Origin of the sequence: Nonomuraea pusilla, assembly GCF_900109355.1 — a bacterium.
In the GTDB taxonomy this organism is placed as follows: Bacteria; Actinomycetota; Actinomycetes; order Streptosporangiales; family Streptosporangiaceae; genus Nonomuraea; species Nonomuraea pusilla.
Genome location: NZ_FOBF01000009.1, coordinates 1 through 16,101, shown reverse-complemented (window position 1 = coordinate 16,101; position 16,101 = coordinate 1). Strand labels below are relative to the sequence as shown.

The following is a 16,101-nucleotide window of genomic DNA, read 5'->3' as shown; positions in this document are numbered from 1 at the left end:
GCCATCCGCCGGTGATCAGCGCAGGCCGGCGAAGAAGTCGCGGATGTCGGAGGTGAGCGCCCCGGTCGCGGTGTGCGCGGTGTAGTGGCCGTGCGCCGGGGCCGGGAGCGTCCGCCAGGAGACGATGCCGGCGTGGTCGCGTGCGGCGAAGCGCCGGATGCTGGCGAAGTCGCCCTCGGCCATCGCCAGCGCGGTCGGCGCGGTGGTGGGCTCCTTCGGCTGCTCGGCGCGGGCGTTCTCCCAGTACAGCCGCAGCGCGGAGGCGGCGGTGCCGGTGAACCAGTGGATCGAGGCGTTGGTCAGCACGAACTCGTCGTCGAGGTCCTCGTCGAAGAGCTGGACGAGCCAGCCGAGCAGCCCGGCGGGGGAGTCGGTGATGGCGTGCGCGAGCGTCTGCGGCTGCTGGGAGTGCAGCACGTTGAAGGCGCCCTTCTCCTTCCAGAACCAGTCGAGCACGGCCAGCGCGGCCTGCTCCTCCTCGGTGAGCCCCTCGAACTCGGCGGGGTCGCCGCTCGGGAAGGAGTAGAGCTGGGTGACGTGCACGCCGACGACGTGCTCGGGGTCGGTCCTGCCGATCTCGGGCGAGATCATCGAGCCGGCGTCGTTGCCGACGGCGCCGTAGCGCTCGTAGCCGAGCCTCGCCATGAGCTCGGCCCACGCCCTGGCGATGCGGAGGTTGTCCCAGCCGAGTTCGTGGGTCGGCCCGGAGAAGCCGAAGCCGGGCAGCGACGGGACGACCAGGTGGAAGTGGCGCGAGAGCGGCTCGATCGCGTTCAGGTACTCGACGAACGTGCCGGGCCAGCCGTGGGTGAGGACGAGCGGCAGGGCGTCCTCGTTCTCGGAGCGGACGTGCACGAAGTGGATGGTCTGCCCGTCGATCTCGGTGGTGAACTGCGGGTAGGCGTTGAGCCTGGCCTCCTGGGCGCGCCAGTCGAAGGCGTCGCGCCAGGCGGCGACCAGGCGCCTGACGCGCGAGACCGGCACGCCCTGGTCCGCGCCGGGGATCTCGCCGGCGAAGCGGGTCATCGCCAGGCGGGCCCTGAGGTCGTCGAGGTCGGCCTGCGGGATCTCGATGCGGAAGGGGCGGATGGTCATGGGGGAGTCCTCTCGAACAGCAAGCCGGAACGGCTCGTTCTGTTCCAAGAGTATCAGAACGGAATGCTTTATTCCATAATGAGGATGCGCTCCTCGCCCGCGTACACGTTGCACCGCTCGCCCCGAAGGAAGCCCACCAGCGTCATCCCGAACGACCTGGCCAGATCCACCGCCAGCGACGACGGCGCCGACACCGCGCACACCGCAGGAACGCCCGCCGCCAGCGCCTTCTGCATGATCTCGTAGCTGGCCCTGCCGCTGACCATGAGGACGTGCTCGGCCAGCGGCAGCCGCCGGTTCAGCGCCGCCCAGCCGACGAGCTTGTCCACCGCGTTGTGCCGGCCGACGTCCTCGCGCACCGCGAGCGGCGTGCCGTCGGCCGTGAACAGGCCCGCCGCGTGCAGGCCCCCGGTCTTGCCGAACACGCCCTGCGCCTCCCTCAGCGCCTCCGGGAGCGCGTACAGGACCTCGGGGGTGAGCTTCAGCGTGCCGCCCGGCACCGGCGCGCAGCGGTGGCGCAGCGCGTCCAGGCCCGCCGAGCCGCACACCCCGCACGCGCTGGAGGTGACGAAGTGCCGGTCCAGCGCGGGCAGCTCGGGGATCGGGCCGTTCAGGTGCACGGTGACCGTGTTGTAGCGCGCCTCCGGCGGCAGGTCGGCGTCCGTGCAGTACGCGATGGCCGCGATGCCGTCACCGGCCGCCAGCCCCTCGCCGTGCAGGAAGCCCGCGGCCAGCTCGAAGTCGTGGCCCGGCGTCCGCATGGTGATCGCGACGGTCCTGCGCGAGCCGTCGGGCGCGGCCAGGCGGATCTCCAGCGGCTCCTCCGTGGCCAGGTCGTCGCGCCGGTCCCGGGCGGAGTGTCCCGACAGCCGCCTCACCCGGACGCGCGTGCTCGGGCCCGGCCTGACCGTCATAGCGGGCGCACCGTGACGAGCGCGTTGTAGTCGGGGATGCGCGCCTGCGGCGAGCGCCGCGCCTCGTCGAGCAGCACGTTGCCCTCCGGCCAGTGGATCTGCAGGTTGCCCGGCACCAGCGGCGCCCGCAGCACCCTGCCGCGGTAGGAGCGCTCTCCCGAGCGCAGCTCGACCGGCGCGCCGTCACGCAGGCCCAGCCGGTCCGCGTCGTACGGGCTCATCAGCACCGCCTCCCTGGCGGCGCCGTTGAACGCGTCGAGCCGCTCGTGCACCATGCTGTTGAACTGCTTGCCGCGCCGCGTGGCCACCATGAACGCGCCGTCGGGCCGCTCCAGCGCGGGCGGCTCCACCACCGAGAACCTGCCGAGCCCGTCGGGCGTCTGGAAGCGCCCGCCGGGGCAGAGGTGCCGGCCGCCGTACTGCACGTTGTCGCCGAACCGCGACAGCCCCGCGATGCCCGCGTAGAACGGCACCGCCCGCTCGATCTCCTCCCGGATCTGCGGCGTCCCCGCGAACCGCACCCTGCCGGCGATCTCCGGCCGGGTCCGCGCGGCCAGCTCGGTGAAGATCTTCCACTCGGGCCACGCCTCGCCGACGCGCGGCCCCTCCACCTCCGGCGAGAAGATCACGCGCCGCTCGGTGGAGGTCTCGGTGACGCCGCCCACCATCTCGTAGCGGGTCTGCGCGGGCAGCAGCAGGACGTCGCCCTCCGACGGCACGAGCATCTGCGACGACAGCACGATGTCGACGTGGACGCGCAGGCGCAGCCGCTCCAGCGCCTCACGGCAGTAGCCGGGGTCGGGCAGCACCTCCAGGAAGTTCCCGCCGGACGACACCAGGGCGTCCAGCTCGCCGGCGTGGGCCGCGTCGATCATGTCGGTCGCGGTGAGGCCCGGCGTCGCCGGCACCTCGAACCCCCACAGCTCGGCGAACCGCGCCGCGTTCTCCTCCGTGACCGGCAGGCCGCCCGGCAGGCCCGTCGCGTACGCGCCCATCTCGGCGCCGCCCTGCACGCCGCTGTGGCCGCGGATCGGCATCAGCCCGCACTTGTCGCGCCCCACGAACCCGCGCGCCAGCGCCAGGTTCACGATCGCCCGGACGTTGTCCTCGCCGTACGCGTGCTGGGTGATGCCCATCGACCACACCAGCACCGCCGACCTGGCCTCGCCGAGCAGCCTGGCCAGGCGGAACATGTCCTGGCGGGACGCCCCCGACAGCGCCTCCAGCTCCTCCCACGACTGGTCCGACACCGCGCGCCTGACCTCGTCGAAGCCGGTGGTGCGCTCCTCGACGAACGCCTTGTCCACCCAGTCGTTCTCGACGAGGTGCTTGAGCACGCCGTTGAGGAAGCCGATGTCGCCGCCCACGTTCACGCCGAAGAACTCGTCGGTGATCTTCGTGCCGAACACCGCGGACTCCGCGTTGGACGGCACCCAGTACCGGTCCATGCCCGGCTCCCGGTACGCGTTGACCATCGCGATCCGGGTCCCGGCCTTCTTGGCGTGGTAGAGGTACTTCATCGCCACCGGCTGGTTGTTCGACGGGTTCGACCCGATGAAGACGATCAGGTCGGAGCCGATCCAGTCGGTGTAGGAGCAGGTGGTGGCCGCCGCGCCGATGGTCTCCTTGAGCGCCACCGTCGAGGGCGAGTGGCAGATGCGGGCGGCGTTGTCCACGTTGTTCGTGCCGAGCGCGCGCACCGCCTTCTGCGCCGCGTAGTAGTTCTCGTTCGGCACGCCCCTGCTGGTCAGGTACACGCCGAACCGCCGGTCGCGCAGCCCGTCCGCGGCCACGCGCAGCGCCTCGTCCCAGCTCACCCGCCTGAAGCCCGGCTCGCCCGCCCGCCGCAGCATCGGGTACGGCAGCCGCCCCAGCGACCGCAGCTCGGCGCTCTTCCTGCCGGCCAGCCCCGACACGTCACGCAGCAGCGAGACGTCGAGCGGGCCCATCGTGTTCAGCGGCAGCAGCCGGAGCCTGATGTTGCACAGGTGGATCTCCGGCATGGTCCAGTCGCGCATGCCGCGGGTGCCGAGCGCGCAGCCGTCGCAGGTGCCCTCGTTCAGGATGCGCCAGGCGTAGCGCCTGTTCCCCTTGACCGAGCGGAAGGCCTTCCACAGCTCCAGGTAATTGTTCGGCTTGCGCAACCCGAGGCCGAAGGGGCGCAACGAAGCCCAGTTGCGGGGGTCCAGACGTCTTTTCACCCTTCCATCTTCCCCAAGTCCCAGGTCATGGGAACAGCTCGGGTTGGGCAAGATGGGAGGATGCCCGACTCGCGCTACTCCGACCTCGACCGGCCGCCGCTGTCCGCGGCCGCGCTCAACCGCGCCCTGGTGCGCCCAGGCTCCCTGTGGACGGGCGTCACCGTGGTGCAGAGCACCGGCTCCACGAACGCCGACCTGGCGCGCGCCGCCCGCGAGGGCGCCCCCGAGGGCACGGTGCTGGTCGCCGAGTCGCAGGAGGCGGGCCGCGGCCGGCTGGGCCGCACCTGGTCGGCGCCGCCCCGCTCGGGCCTGACGTTCTCGATCCTGCTCAGGCCGTCCGTCCCGGTGGCAGCCCAGGGGTGGCTGTCCCTCCTGTACGGCGTCGCCGCCGCCAGCGCCGTACGCCGCCTGGCCGAGGTGGACGTACGGCTCAAGTGGCCCAACGACCTCCTGGTGGGCGAGCGCAAGATCGCCGGCATCCTGGCCGAGCGCGCCGACGACGCCGTGGTGATCGGCATGGGGCTCAACGTGTCGCTCACGCCCGCCGAGTTGCCCGTCCCCACCGCCACGTCGCTCGCCGTCGAGCAGGCCGCGTGCCTCGACAGGGACCCTCTCCTGCGCGCCGTGCTCAGGGAGGTCGAGACCCACTACCGCGAGTGGGCGGCGGCGGGCGGCGACGCCGACGCCTGCGGGCTGCGCGCCGCGTACCTGGCCTCCAGCGCCACGGTCGGCCGCCCGGTGCGGGTGGAGCTGCCCGGCGACCAGGCGCTGACCGGCCTGGCCACCGGCATCGACCCGGGCGGGCACCTGCAGGTGGAGTCGGGCGGCGAGCGCTACACGCTCAGCGCGGGCGACGTGGTGCACGTCCGTCCCGCGGCGTAGCCCCGGCGCGGGCGACGGTGGCACGATGGGCGCATGACCCTTCCCGACCACCATCTGACGCAGGGTGAGCGGGTCATCAGGTCCTTCCGTCCCCACTGGAAGCGCCTGATCGGCCCGACACTCGCGCTGGTGCTCATCGTCGCCGCGGCCGGCGTGGCGATCTACCTCGTCCCCGGCGGCTGGGAGTACGCCTCCTACGCCAGGATCGCCGCCGCGGCCGTCGCGCTCGCCCTGCTGACGATCTGGTCGTTCGTCCCGTACCTGCGGTGGCGCAACACCGGGTACACCCTCACCACCCACCGGTTCACGATCAGCACCGGGGTGCTCAACAAGTCCACCGACGAGATCCCGATGGCCAAGGTCAACACCGTGAGCTCCGACCAGACGTTCGGCGAGCGGCTGTTCGCCTGCGGCACGCTGACCGTCGAGTCGGCGGGCGACAGGGGCCAGATCGTCCTGCGCGACATCCCGAGGATCCAGGACGTGCGCACCGACCTGTTCAGGCTGGTGGAGGACGCCTCCGACGGCGACATCGACGGCAGATAGCCTGCTGGGGTGAACGCTCCAGCACCGAGCGGCGGGCCCGCGGCCGAGGAGTTCGAGCGCCTGCTGGCCGGCATGCCGCCCCGCCACACCCGTGAGCAGGTCGCCGCCGAGGCCGGGGTGTCACAGGAACTGGCCAGGCGCATCTGGCGCGCGCTCGGCTTCGCCCAGCTCGCCGACGACGCCGTGGCGTTCACCGACGCCGACGTCGACGCGCTGCGCCGCGTCCGCGCCATGCTCGACGGCGGCGTCCTCGACGAGGCGGGCGTGATCCGCCTGGCCAGGGCGCTCGGCCAGACCACGGCCAGGCTCGCCCAGTGGCAGGCCGAGATCCTCATCGGGGCGGTGCTGCCGCCCGAGCCGGCCGGCACCGACCTCACCGCGCTGTTCGACGCCGCAGAGGGGCTGCTGCCCGACCTGCAGCACGTCCTCGTCCACGTCTGGCGTGCCCAGCTCGCCGCCGCGGGCGCCCGGCTGCTGGCCCTGCCGGCCTCCGCCGAGGGCGGCGAGGAGCCCGCCCACACCCGCGTGACCCTCGCCGTGGGCTTCGCCGACCTCGTCTCGTTCACGCGGCGCGCCCGCGAGCTGGACGAGCACGAGCTCGCCGACCTCGTCGAGGGCTTCGAGTCGCGCGCCTCTGACATCGTCGCCGCCCACGGCGCCAGGCTGGTCAAGACCCTCGGCGACGAGGTGCTGTTCACCGCGCCCACGCCCGTGCAGGCCGCTCGCATCGCGCTCGACCTCCTCGACGCGGGAGAGCTGCGCGTCGGCCTCGCGTACGGCGCCGTGCTGCCCATCATGGGGGACGTCTTCGGCACCACCGTCAACCTGGCCGCCAGGCTCACCGCCATCGCCAGGCCCGGCACGGCCGTCGCCGACGCCGCCCTGGCCGAAGGGCTCGAAGGCGAGCCCGGCATCGAGGTGAGGACGATCAGGCGCAGGCCCGCGAGAGGGCTCGGCGTGGTGCAGCCGCATGTCTTGCGGAGATCACCGGCCTGACGCAGGATGGCCGCATGCCGTACGAAGTGCAGGGCGTCATCGCCCGAGGTAAAGGCCAGGAAGTGTCGGTGGAGACGGTCATCGTGCCCGACCCGGGGCCCGGCGAGGCGGTGGTCTCCGTCCAGGCCTGCGGCGTCTGTCACACCGACCTGCACTACCGGGAGGGCGGCATCAGCGACGAGTTCCCGTTCCTCCTCGGCCACGAGGCGGCGGGCGTCGTCGAGGCCGTCGGCGAGGGCGTCACGGAGGTCGCCCCGGGCGACTTCGTGATCCTCAACTGGCGCGCGGTCTGCCACCAGTGCCGCGCCTGCCTGCGCGGCCGGCCCTGGTACTGCTTCAACACCCACAACGCCCGGCAGCGGATGACCCTCGCCGACGGCACCGAGCTGTCGCCCGCGCTCGGCATCGGCGCGTTCCTGGGCAAGACCCTGGTCGCGGCCGGGCAGTGCACCAAGGTCTCGGCCGAGGCCCCCGCCGAGGTCGCGGGGCTGCTCGGCTGCGGCGTGATGGCGGGCCTCGGCGCGGCCGTCAACACCGGAGGCGTGACGCGCGGCGACAGCGTGGCCGTCATCGGCTGCGGCGGCGTCGGCGACGCCGCGATCCTCGGCGCGTCGCTGGCCGGGGCGGCCAAGGTCATCGCGGTGGACGTCGACGACCGCAAGCTGGAGTGGGCGCGCGGCTTCGGCGCCACCCACACGGTCAACTCCCGCGAGAACGACCCGGTGGAGGCGATCCGCGACCTGACCGGCGGCTTCGGCGCGGACGTGGTCATCGAGGCGGTGGGCAGGCCCGAGACGTACAAGCAGGCCTTCTACGCGCGCGACCTGGCCGGCACCGTGGTCCTGGTCGGCGTGCCGACCCCCGAGATGCGGCTCGACCTGCCGCTGCTCGACGTGTTCGGCCGCGGCGGCGCGCTGAAGTCGTCCTGGTACGGCGACTGCCTGCCGAGCCGCGACTTCCCGATGCTCATCGACCTGTTCCTGCAGAACCGGCTGCCGCTCGACCGGTTCGTCACCGAGACCATCGGGCTCGACCAGGTCGAGGACGCGTTCGCGAAGATGCACCGGGGAGAGGTGCTGCGATCGGTGGTGGTCCTGTGATCGACAGGGTCATCACCTCGGGCACGTTCTCCCTCGACGGCGGCACCTGGGAGGTCGACAACAACGTCTGGCTGGTGGGCGACGCGCGCGAGGTCGTCGTCATCGACGCGGCGCACGACGCCGGAGCCGTCGCCAGGCGGGTGGGCGGGCGCGCCGTCAAGGCGATCGTCTGCACGCACGCGCACAACGACCACATCAACGCCGCGGCGGAGCTCGCCCGCCTGACCGGCGCGCCGATCCGGCTGCACCCCGACGACCAGGTGCTGTGGGAGCAGGTGTACGGCTCGGGCGCCGCGTACGAGCCGCTGGCCGACGGCGAGAAGATCATGGTGGGCGGCACGGCGCTGGAGGTGCTGCACACGCCGGGCCACTCGCCGGGCGCGGTCTGCCTGTACGCGCCCGACCTTTGCGTGGTGTTCAGCGGCGACACGCTGTTCAGGGGCGGGCCCGGGGCGACGGGCCGCTCGTACTCCTCGTTCGACACCATCATCACGTCGATCAGGGAGCGGCTGCTGACGCTGCCCGCCGAGACGGTGGTGCACACGGGGCACGGCGACTCCACGTCCATCGGGGCAGAGGCGCCGCATCTGGAGGAGTGGATCGCCCGGGGGCACTGAGCCGGGCGCCGCGAGGGCGCGAAAGGGCAGGTCGGTGTGGCACACCTAACGTAGGCACCCTGGCCAGGGTGGGTTATCTTAGGTGTGCCTTACCTAATTGTCCCGTCGAGAGGCCCTGTGGGATGTATGTCTGCATTTGTCATGCCGTGACCGAGAACGAGGTCCACGACTGCATCGCCGCGGGAGCCCGGAGCGCCAAGCAGATCCGCGACACCACTGGTGCCGGTGGGGACTGTGCCTCTTGTGTCCGGAAGATCTGTGCGATTCTGAAAAGGTCGGAGGAACTGACGACCGCATAGCGACGGGGGCGCGTTCATGCAGGGGGACAAACAGATCATCGAGTTGCTGAACGAGCAGCTCACAGCGGAGCTCACGGCGATCAACCAGTACTTCCTGCACTCCAAGATGCAGGAGAACTGGGGCTACACCAGGCTCGCCGAGCACACTCGCGCGGAGTCGTTCGAGGAGATGCGGCACGCCGAACGGCTGACCGACCGCATCCTCTTCCTGGAGGGCCTGCCCAACTACCAGCGGCTCGGCACCCTGCACATCGGCCAGACCGTCGAGGAGCAGCTCCACGCCGACCTGGAGGTTGAGCTCGCGGTCGTCCAGCGCCTGCGTCCGGCGATCGACCTCATGCGCGAGAAGGGCGACATCACCTCGGCGCGCATCTTCGAGGAGATCCTCGAGGACGAGGAGGAGCACATCGACTACCTGGAGACCGAGCTCGGCCTGATCGGCAGCCTGGGCATCCAGCTCTACCTGGCCCGCTACGCCAGGCCGTCGTCGCCGGACTCCTGAGCTCGCGCGGCCCGGTCCCCCCGCCGGGCCCGCCACGCCGCCGCGCGGCCACCACCCTGGGCCCGTCGTCCCCGCCCCATATCTTTACGCACCTGCTCTGGCCTGCCACTCGGGGCGGGCGTACGCTGCTGTCACGGTCGTCCGTCCCAAGACCCGCGTGAGGCTCCGCGGGCTCCCACAGCTCTCACCGCCGTCCGCTCCGGGGCTCCGTCCGGGGGCGCGCGCCCGCTGCTCCTCCGCCGGGAATTCCTTTCTCCAGGCACACCCGAAGCAGGAAACGAACCCTCAATGGTTTCGTCTCGCGAATCGCGGTAATTTAATCCTGACTAACTGATATTTAGCCGCGTTTGCCCAGGTCAATGGATAGGTCAACGACGAGTCAAACCGCGCGCTGTGCCCGGGAAACGATCGCTTAAGGTCCTACGATCGCTTCATGACCTGCGTACTTCTCGCCGAGGATGACACCTCGATCTCGGAGCCTCTCGCGCGTGCGCTGCGCCGTGAGGGCTACCAGGTCGAAGTGTCACCCGACGGCCCGCAGGCCCTGGAGAGGGCCCTGTCGGGCGGCATCGATCTCATAGTTCTCGACCTCGGACTTCCAGAGATGGACGGTCTCGAGGTCGCTCGCCGGATCCGCGCCGAAGGGCACGGCACCCCGGTTCTCATACTCACCGCCCGCGTCGACGAGGTCGACACCGTCGTGGGTCTCGACGCAGGGGCCGACGACTACGTCACCAAGCCGTTCCGCCTGGCCGAACTGCTGGCCAGAGTGCGGGCGCTGCTGCGTCGAGGCACCTCGGAGACGCCCGTGGTGCAGGGCGTCCGCATCGACGCCGACTCCCGTCGCGCCTGGATGGGGGACAAGGAGCTGCATCTGACGACCAAGGAATTCGACCTGCTCCGCGTGCTGGTCCGCGACGCCGGCAAGGTGGTCACACGCGAGCAGATCATGCGCGAAGTCTGGGACACCAACTGGTGGGGTTCGACCAAGACGCTCGACATGCACATTTCGTGGCTGAGGCGGAAGCTGGGCGACGACGCCGCCAAGCCGCGTTACATCACGACCGTCCGGGGAGTCGGCTTCCGCTTCGAACGCGAGTAGGCATGCGCCGTCGCCTGCTCACCTCCACCCTGGTCGTGGCGGTCATCGCTGTCCTGCTGCTGGGGGTTCCCCTCGGAGTCGTGGTCAGCCGCCTGATCGTGGACGAGGCGGCCCAGGAACTCGGAGCGGAGGCGAGACGTCTCGTCGGGGAGGTCGAGTACGCCCGCGTCCAGGAGACGCCGCTCGACCCCCAGCAGTTGGAGCAGAAGTATCCCGGCCGGTACATCCAGATCTGGGAACGGGGCACGCCGCTCCGGGTGACCGTCGTCGGCACGGCGCCGTCGTCCGGTCACCTCATGACCGAGGACGCCCAGACCAACACCGGCGTCTACGTCCGGATCAGCCGCGACCGCGACCAGGTCGAGCGGGACGTGCGCGCACGCCTCCTGCTGATCGTGGCCCTCGCCGTCGCGGCCCTGGCGGTCGCCGTCAGCCTGGCGGTGGTGCAGTCGCGCCGGTTGACGCTGCCCTTGCAGGACCTGGCCAAGATCGCCGACCGGCTGGGCTCAGGCGATGCCAGGCCCAGCAAACACCGGTACGGCATCCCCGAGCTCGATCGGGTGGCCCAGGTCCTCGACCGCAGCGCCACCCGCATCTCCGACCTGCTGGCCCGCGAGCGCGAGTTCGCCACGGACGCGTCACACCAGCTCAGAACCCCCCTGACCGGCCTCACCATGAGGCTGGAGGAGATCGTCGCCTCCGCCGACGACGAGGCCGTCGTGCGTGAGGAGGGCGAGGCGGCCATCGTCCAGGCCGAACGGCTCACCGCGGTCATCGACGAACTGCTGGCCGCGGCGCGCCGCCAGCGGCACGCCCAGGCCGAGCCGGTGTCGATCGACGAGGTGCTCGCCCAGCAGATCACCGAGTGGGAGCCGGTGTTCCGCGACGCCGGGCGCCTGCTGCTGCTCGACGGGGCGCGCGGGCTGAAGGCGATGACCACCACCGGCGGCTTCGGCCAGGTCGTGGCCTCGCTGCTGGAGAACTCCCTGCGGCACGGCGGCGGAGCCGTCACCGTGACCACCACCAGCGGCGACAACTACGTGGTGATCGAGGTGTCGGACGAGGGCCCCGGCATCGACGACGAGATCGCCCCGAGGATCTTCGAGAGGAACGTCAGCGGAGGCGGCGGCACCGGCCTCGGGCTGACGCTGGCCCGCGCGCTGGCCGCCGCGGACGGCGGACGGCTGGAGCTGGTGCGCCGGCGCCCCGCCACGTTCGCGATCTTCCTGCGTCCGGCCGAGGACGACAGCAGGAACCGCGTGGTCAGCGGTCCTGCCTGATGCCGATCTCGGGCAGCTCGGCCGGGATGGGCGTGGTGGCCTCCAGGAACACCCACTTCTTGTACGACCAGTAGCGGAAGAGGGTGCCGAGCCCGACGCCGACGAAGTTGGCGATGTTGAGGCTCAGGCCGTCCGTCAGGTTGAGCGTCCGGGCGGTGAAACCGATCACCAGCACGCCGAACAGCAGGGCGATGCCGTTGAGCAGGAAGAACAGGAAGTACTCGCGCCCGAGGCCGCTCTGCTCGCGGTGCCTGAACGTCCAGTACCTGTTGCCGAGGTAGGCGAACGTGGCCGAGAGCGTGGTGGCGATGACCTTCGACGTCATCGGGCCCCAGCCGATCCCGAGCAGGAAGGCGTTGTACAGGCCCGTGTCGAGGAGGAAGGCGGCGGCGCCGATGGTGCCGAACTTGGTGAGCTCGTGCAGCAGGGAGCGGAACCGCTGGTAGAGGCGCCTGACGACCTTCACGTCTCTGTTAGGTCCTTTCCCTGCGCGGGTGGTGACCTTCTCAGCGTACCGGTCGGGGTCGCGGGTCGGTGTCAGAGCAGCGGACAAGCCGCGCAAAGAACACTTCCAGAAATATCGGCTTATGACCGGCATGTGGGGATGGCGGGCACTACGCTGCGGTGCGAACGCGCACAAACCTCCGGCCGGCGGGAGCCGGGCGGCACGCGTGCGCGCGGAGGAGCCCGCTGACGAACCGCCCGCCGTCACCGTGGAGAACGGGACGGCGTGCGCGTGGAGGAGCCGCCGGGCGGTCGTGGCCTGCGAGGCGACCCGGAACGGCCGCCCGGCCCACCCCAGCCCCGTCCAGGGGGCGGCATTGGGCGGGTGACCTGGCAGGGAAGTCGATCCGTCCCGGTAAGCTCACCTCACGTGAGTTCCTACAGCCCCATCGGGCCGGTCGTCGGCATCGTCGGTGCCGGTCAGCTCGCCAGGATGTCGCAGCAGCCCGCCATCGCGCTCGGCGTCGAGCTGCGGGTGCTGGCCAACGCCCCCGACGAGAGCGCCGCCCGGGTGATCGTCGACACCCGCATCGGCGACTACCGCGACCTCGCCGACCTGCGGTCGTTCGCCAAGGGATGCGACGCGATCACCTTCGACCACGAGCACGTGCCCACCGAGCACATCGCCGCGCTGACCGCCGAGGGCCACGCCGTTCACCCCGGCGCCGAGGCGCTGGTCCACGCCCAGGACAAGGCGGTCATGCGCGAGCGCCTGACCGCGATCGGCGCGCCCTGCCCCGCCTGGCGGCGCGTGTCGTCCGCCGAGGACGTGGCGGCGTTCGCCGCCGAGCACGGCTGGCCCGTGGTGCTGAAGGCGGTCCGCGGCGGCTACGACGGCCGCGGCGTGTGGGTGTGCCGCACCCAGGAGGAGGCCGCCGAGGCGTTCGCGTCCGGGGCCCCGCTGATGGCAGAGGCGTTCGTGCCGTTCGAGCGCGAGCTCGCGGTGCTGGTCGCCAGGTCGCCGCACGGGCAGGGCGTCAGCTACCCGGTCGTCGAGACCGTCCAGCGCGACGGCATCTGCGTCGAGGTGCTCGCACCCGCACCCGGGCTCGACCCCGAGCAGGCCGCCGAGGCGCAGCGCGTCGCCCTGCAGATCGCGAACGAGCTGGGCGTCACGGGGCTGCTCGCGGTGGAGATGTTCCAGACGGCCGACGGCCTCGTCGTGAACGAACTGGCCATGCGCCCGCACAACAGCGGCCACTGGACGATCGAGGGCGCCACCACCTCCCAGTTCGAGCAGCACCTGCGGGCGGTGCTCGACCTGCCGCTGGGCTCGCCGTCGATGACCGCGCCGGTGGTCGTCATGGCCAACCTGCTGGGCGGCGACGACCCCGACCTGTTCAGCCGGTACGAGCACGTCATGGCGCACGACCCCGGCATCAGGCTCCACTTCTACGGCAAGCAGGTGCGACCGGGCCGGAAGATCGGCCACGTCACGGCGCTGGGCGCCGACCTGGAGACCGTCCGCGCCCGCGCCCGCCACGCCGCCGTCTACCTGACCACCGGGGAGTACACGTGAGCACCGGCTCCAACACCACCGCCGACGCCACGGGCACCGGCGTGGGCGCCGTCGGCATCGTCATGGGCAGCGACTCCGACTGGCCCGTGATGAAGGCCGCCGCCGAGGCCGTCGCCGAGTTCGGCGTGCCGTTCGAGGCGGACGTCGTCTCCGCGCACCGCATGCCCACCGAGATGATCGACTACGGGCGGCGGGCCGCCGAACGCGGCATCAAGGTGATCATCGCGGGGGCGGGCGGCGCGGCGCACCTGCCCGGCATGCTGGCGTCCGTGACGCCGCTGCCGGTGATCGGCGTGCCGGTGCCGCTGAAGTACCTCGACGGCATGGACTCCCTGCTGTCGATCGTCCAGATGCCGGCCGGGGTGCCGGTGGCGACGGTCGCGATCGGCGGGGCCAGGAACGCGGGCCTGCTGGCCGTGCGCATCCTCGCGACCTCGGACGAGCGGCTGCGCTTCCAGATGCAGGAGTTCCAGGCGGAGCTGAAGGAGCAGGCGTACGCGAAGGGTGAGCGGCTGCGCGCCGAGGCTGCGCAGCTGCGCGGCGAGACGGCGCGGATCTGACCGGCGGCCCGGCAGGAACACCGAACACGGGCGGGAGACGCCGGCGCGGGCCCGGCGGTGGCCTGCCCAGGTGTGCTCACCGGGCTCCAACAGGCAGGACGGAAGGCCGCCCCGGCTGCGGAGCCGGGGCGGCCTTCCGTCCTGCCTGCTTCGCGCGGAGGGTTCGGGTGGAGGACGGCGCCGGGGCGCGTCAGGGGCGGCCGAGGGCCCGGTAGTGCCAGCCCGCCGAGCGCCACGCCTCGGCGTCGAGGGCGTTGCGGCCGTCCACGATGCGCCGGGTGGCGACCACCGCGCCCAGCTCCTCGGGGTCGAGCGCCACGAACTCCTGCCACTCCGTCAGCAGCAGCACGACGTGCGCGCCCCGCACGGCCTCGACGGCTGATTCGCCGTAGTTCAGCTCGGGGTGAGCCTTACGGGCGTTGCCGAGCGCGATCGGGTCGTAGACGGTGACCTGTCCGCCCTGGTGGCCGATCGTCACGGCGACGTCCAGGGCGGGGGAGTCGCGGATGTCGTCCGAGTTCGGCTTGAACGCGGCCCCCAGCACACCCACCGTGCAGCCGTGGAACGAGCCGCCCGCCAGCTCCCTGGCCAGGTCCACCATGCGGGCCCTGCGGCGCATGTTGATGGCGTCGACCTCGCGCAGGAACGTCAGCGCCTGGTCCGCGCCCAGCTCGCCGGCCCGCGCCATGAACGCCCTGATGTCCTTCGGCAGGCAGCCGCCGCCGAAGCCGAGGCCGGCGTTGAGGAACCGCCCGCCGATCCTGTCGTCGTACGAGAGGGCCTCGGACAGCTGCTTGACGTCGGCGTGCGCGGCCTCGCACACCTCCGCCATGGCGTTGATGAACGAGATCTTCGTGGCGAGGAAGGCGTTCGCCGCGGTCTTGACCAGCTCGGCGGTGGCGTAGTCGGTGACGACGAAGGGGACGTCGCCGAGGGGTTCGTACACCTCGCGCAGCACCTTCTCCGCGCGCTCGGTGCGTACGCCGAGGACGATCCTGTCGGGCTTGAGCGTGTCCTCCACGGCGAAGCCCTCGCGCAGGAACTCGGGGTTCCAGGCGAGCTCGGCCTCGGCTCCGGCGGGGGCGAGCCTGGCGAGCTTGTCGGCGAGGCGCTCGGCGGTGCCCACGGGCACGGTGGACTTGCCGACGACGAGGCAGGCCCGGTCGAGCAGCGGCCCGAGCGCCTCGATGGCGCCGTCCATGTACGACACGTCCGCGGCGTACTCGCCGCGCTTCTGCGGGGTGCCGACGCAGACGAAGTGCACGTCGCCGAACGCCGCGACCTCCTCGTAGGAGGTGGTGAAGCGGAGCTTGCCGGATTCGAGGCCGCGGCGGAGCACAGGTTCCAGGCCGGGCTCGTGGATCGGGAGCTCCCCGGCGTTGAGGCGGCGGATCTTGTCGGCGTCGATGTCAAGGCCCAGGACGTCGAATCCGAGATCCGCCATGCAAGCCGCATGGGTGATGCCCAGGTATCCGGTCCCGATCACCGTGAGGCGATATGGCACGAGTGAGCTCCTTTCGATCGCCAGGCATGCTACCGGCCCGCAGCTATCCCCTTCGTGCCACCTCCTCCTGGTCGCAAACCGTACCGGCTGGTAACAAGATGCTCGGACGTCCTAGTATCGGCGTATGAGCTTTCCTCTGTACGCGCCCGCCGAAGAGCACGACATGCTCAGGGAGACGGTCCGGGCCCTGGCCGACGACAAGATCGCTCCGCGTGCCGCGGAGGCCGACGAGACGGGCGAGTTCCCGTGGGACGTGTACAAGGCGCTGGTCGCGGCCGACCTGCATGCTGTCCATGTCCCGGAGCAGTACGGCGGCGCGGGGGCCGACGCGCTCGCGGCGGTCATCGTGATCGAGGAGGTGGCGCGGGCCTGCGCGTCGTCCTCGCTGATCCCGGCGGTGAACAAGCTGGGTACGGTGCCGTTGCTGCTGTCGGCGTCGGAGGAGCTCAAGTCGCGGTATCTGCCGCCGGTGGCGCGTGG

17 protein-coding genes are annotated in these 16,101 nt (G+C 71.5%); 12 read left to right on the top strand and 5 right to left on the bottom strand.

Features of this window, described 5'->3' with window-relative positions:
* Window positions 1-15: 15 nt before the first annotated feature.
* The 3 genes from BMX74_RS19885 to BMX74_RS19875 all read right to left on the bottom strand — a co-directional run bounded on the left by BMX74_RS19885 (window position 16) and on the right by BMX74_RS19875 (window position 4,210).
* Window positions 16-1,095 (bottom strand): epoxide hydrolase family protein, encoded by a 1,080-nt coding sequence (locus BMX74_RS19885; RefSeq protein WP_091102067.1) that lies wholly within the window; start codon window positions 1,093-1,095, stop codon window positions 16-18.
* Window positions 1,096-1,163: 68 nt separating this feature from the next.
* Window positions 1,164-2,009 carry a formate dehydrogenase accessory sulfurtransferase FdhD gene (gene fdhD, locus BMX74_RS19880; protein ID WP_091102065.1) on the bottom strand — a complete coding sequence of 282 codons (846 nt, stop codon included), beginning with the start codon at window positions 2,007-2,009 and terminating at the stop codon, window positions 1,164-1,166.
* On the bottom strand, window positions 2,006-4,210 hold the full coding sequence (locus BMX74_RS19875) for an FdhF/YdeP family oxidoreductase (protein ID WP_091102062.1): 2,205 nt from the start codon (window positions 4,208-4,210) through the stop codon (window positions 2,006-2,008). The genes fdhD and BMX74_RS19875 overlap by 4 nt, the downstream gene beginning before the upstream one ends.
* 60 nt (window positions 4,211-4,270) lie before the next feature.
* Here BMX74_RS19875 and BMX74_RS19870 point away from each other — a divergent pair, with 60 nt between their 5' ends.
* The 9 genes from BMX74_RS19870 (at window position 4,271) to BMX74_RS19830 (ending at window position 11,534) form a co-directional block, all read left to right on the top strand.
* Window positions 4,271-5,092: a biotin--[acetyl-CoA-carboxylase] ligase gene (locus tag BMX74_RS19870; protein WP_091102060.1), complete on the top strand. Its 822-nt coding sequence runs from the start codon at window positions 4,271-4,273 to the stop codon at window positions 5,090-5,092.
* A gap of 33 nt (window positions 5,093-5,125) precedes the next feature.
* Entirely contained in the window at window positions 5,126-5,638 is a 513-nt protein-coding gene (locus tag BMX74_RS19865) for a PH domain-containing protein (RefSeq protein WP_055506608.1), read from the top strand.
* Between the two features lie 72 nt (window positions 5,639-5,710).
* Window positions 5,711-6,634 (top strand): adenylate/guanylate cyclase domain-containing protein, encoded by a 924-nt coding sequence (locus BMX74_RS19860; RefSeq protein ID WP_055507428.1) that lies wholly within the window; start codon window positions 5,711-5,713, stop codon window positions 6,632-6,634.
* Between the two features lie 14 nt (window positions 6,635-6,648).
* Window positions 6,649-7,734 (top strand): S-(hydroxymethyl)mycothiol dehydrogenase, encoded by a 1,086-nt coding sequence (locus tag BMX74_RS19855; RefSeq protein ID WP_055506609.1) that lies wholly within the window; start codon window positions 6,649-6,651, stop codon window positions 7,732-7,734.
* Window positions 7,731-8,351, top strand: coding sequence for an MBL fold metallo-hydrolase (locus tag BMX74_RS19850; protein ID WP_201784715.1), 621 nt, complete (start codon window positions 7,731-7,733; stop codon window positions 8,349-8,351). The genes BMX74_RS19855 and BMX74_RS19850 overlap by 4 nt, the downstream gene beginning before the upstream one ends.
* 122 nt (window positions 8,352-8,473) lie before the next feature.
* Window positions 8,474-8,650, top strand: coding sequence for a (2Fe-2S)-binding protein (locus tag BMX74_RS19845; protein WP_082535402.1), 177 nt, complete (start codon window positions 8,474-8,476; stop codon window positions 8,648-8,650).
* Window positions 8,651-8,666: 16 nt separating this feature from the next.
* The gene (gene bfr, locus BMX74_RS19840) at window positions 8,667-9,152 is read left to right on the top strand and encodes a bacterioferritin (RefSeq protein ID WP_091102058.1); all 486 of its coding nucleotides are present in this window, start codon (window positions 8,667-8,669) and stop codon (window positions 9,150-9,152) included.
* Between the two features lie 433 nt (window positions 9,153-9,585).
* Window positions 9,586-10,254, top strand: coding sequence for a response regulator transcription factor (locus BMX74_RS19835; RefSeq protein WP_012888073.1), 669 nt, complete (start codon window positions 9,586-9,588; stop codon window positions 10,252-10,254).
* Window positions 10,255-10,256: 2 nt separating this feature from the next.
* The gene (locus BMX74_RS19830) at window positions 10,257-11,534 is read left to right on the top strand and encodes an ATP-binding protein (protein WP_055506611.1); all 1,278 of its coding nucleotides are present in this window, start codon (window positions 10,257-10,259) and stop codon (window positions 11,532-11,534) included.
* Here the strand turns inward: BMX74_RS19830 and BMX74_RS19825 are convergent.
* On the bottom strand, window positions 11,518-12,000 hold the full coding sequence (locus BMX74_RS19825; protein WP_055506612.1) for a GtrA family protein: 483 nt from the start codon (window positions 11,998-12,000) through the stop codon (window positions 11,518-11,520). The genes BMX74_RS19830 and BMX74_RS19825 overlap by 17 nt on opposite strands.
* A 408-nt stretch (window positions 12,001-12,408) precedes the next feature.
* On the opposite strand from BMX74_RS19825, the gene BMX74_RS19820 reads away from it, so the two are divergent.
* Window positions 12,409-13,557, top strand: coding sequence for a 5-(carboxyamino)imidazole ribonucleotide synthase (locus BMX74_RS19820; protein WP_091102055.1), 1,149 nt, complete (start codon window positions 12,409-12,411; stop codon window positions 13,555-13,557).
* A gap of 62 nt (window positions 13,558-13,619) precedes the next feature.
* Window positions 13,620-14,117, top strand: coding sequence for a 5-(carboxyamino)imidazole ribonucleotide mutase (gene purE / locus BMX74_RS19815; RefSeq protein ID WP_055507432.1), 498 nt, complete (start codon window positions 13,620-13,622; stop codon window positions 14,115-14,117).
* Between the two features lie 190 nt (window positions 14,118-14,307).
* On the opposite strand, the gene BMX74_RS19810 is transcribed toward purE, so the two are convergent.
* Entirely contained in the window at window positions 14,308-15,621 is a 1,314-nt protein-coding gene (locus BMX74_RS19810; protein ID WP_091102054.1) for a UDP-glucose dehydrogenase family protein, read from the bottom strand.
* A gap of 124 nt (window positions 15,622-15,745) precedes the next feature.
* On the opposite strand from BMX74_RS19810, the gene BMX74_RS19805 reads away from it, so the two are divergent.
* The coding region (locus tag BMX74_RS19805; RefSeq protein WP_143078699.1) for an acyl-CoA dehydrogenase family protein at window positions 15,746-16,101 on the top strand (356 nt) is incomplete at its 3' end.

Bases quoted from the DNA above. Each gene is read 5' to 3' on its own strand.
- purE (WP_055507432.1), top strand. From the start codon at position 13,620: ATGGGCAGCGACTCCGACTGGCCCGTGATGAAGGCCGCCGCCGAGGCC.
- bfr (WP_091102058.1), top strand. From the start codon at position 8,667: ATGCAGGGGGACAAACAGATCATCGAGTTGCTGAACGAGCAGCTCACA.
- BMX74_RS19835 (WP_012888073.1), top strand. From the start codon at position 9,586: ATGACCTGCGTACTTCTCGCCGAGGATGACACCTCGATCTCGGAGCCT.
- BMX74_RS19865 (WP_055506608.1), top strand. From the start codon at position 5,126: ATGACCCTTCCCGACCACCATCTGACGCAGGGTGAGCGGGTCATCAGG.
- BMX74_RS19855 (WP_055506609.1), top strand. From the start codon at position 6,649: ATGCCGTACGAAGTGCAGGGCGTCATCGCCCGAGGTAAAGGCCAGGAA.
- BMX74_RS19885 (WP_091102067.1), bottom strand. From the start codon at position 1,095: ATGACCATCCGCCCCTTCCGCATCGAGATCCCGCAGGCCGACCTCGAC.
- BMX74_RS19845 (WP_082535402.1), top strand. From the start codon at position 8,474: ATGTATGTCTGCATTTGTCATGCCGTGACCGAGAACGAGGTCCACGAC.
- BMX74_RS19870 (WP_091102060.1), top strand. From the start codon at position 4,271: ATGCCCGACTCGCGCTACTCCGACCTCGACCGGCCGCCGCTGTCCGCG.
- BMX74_RS19830 (WP_055506611.1), top strand. From the start codon at position 10,257: ATGCGCCGTCGCCTGCTCACCTCCACCCTGGTCGTGGCGGTCATCGCT.
- BMX74_RS19860 (WP_055507428.1), top strand. From the start codon at position 5,711: ATGCCGCCCCGCCACACCCGTGAGCAGGTCGCCGCCGAGGCCGGGGTG.
- fdhD (WP_091102065.1), bottom strand. From the start codon at position 2,009: ATGACGGTCAGGCCGGGCCCGAGCACGCGCGTCCGGGTGAGGCGGCTG.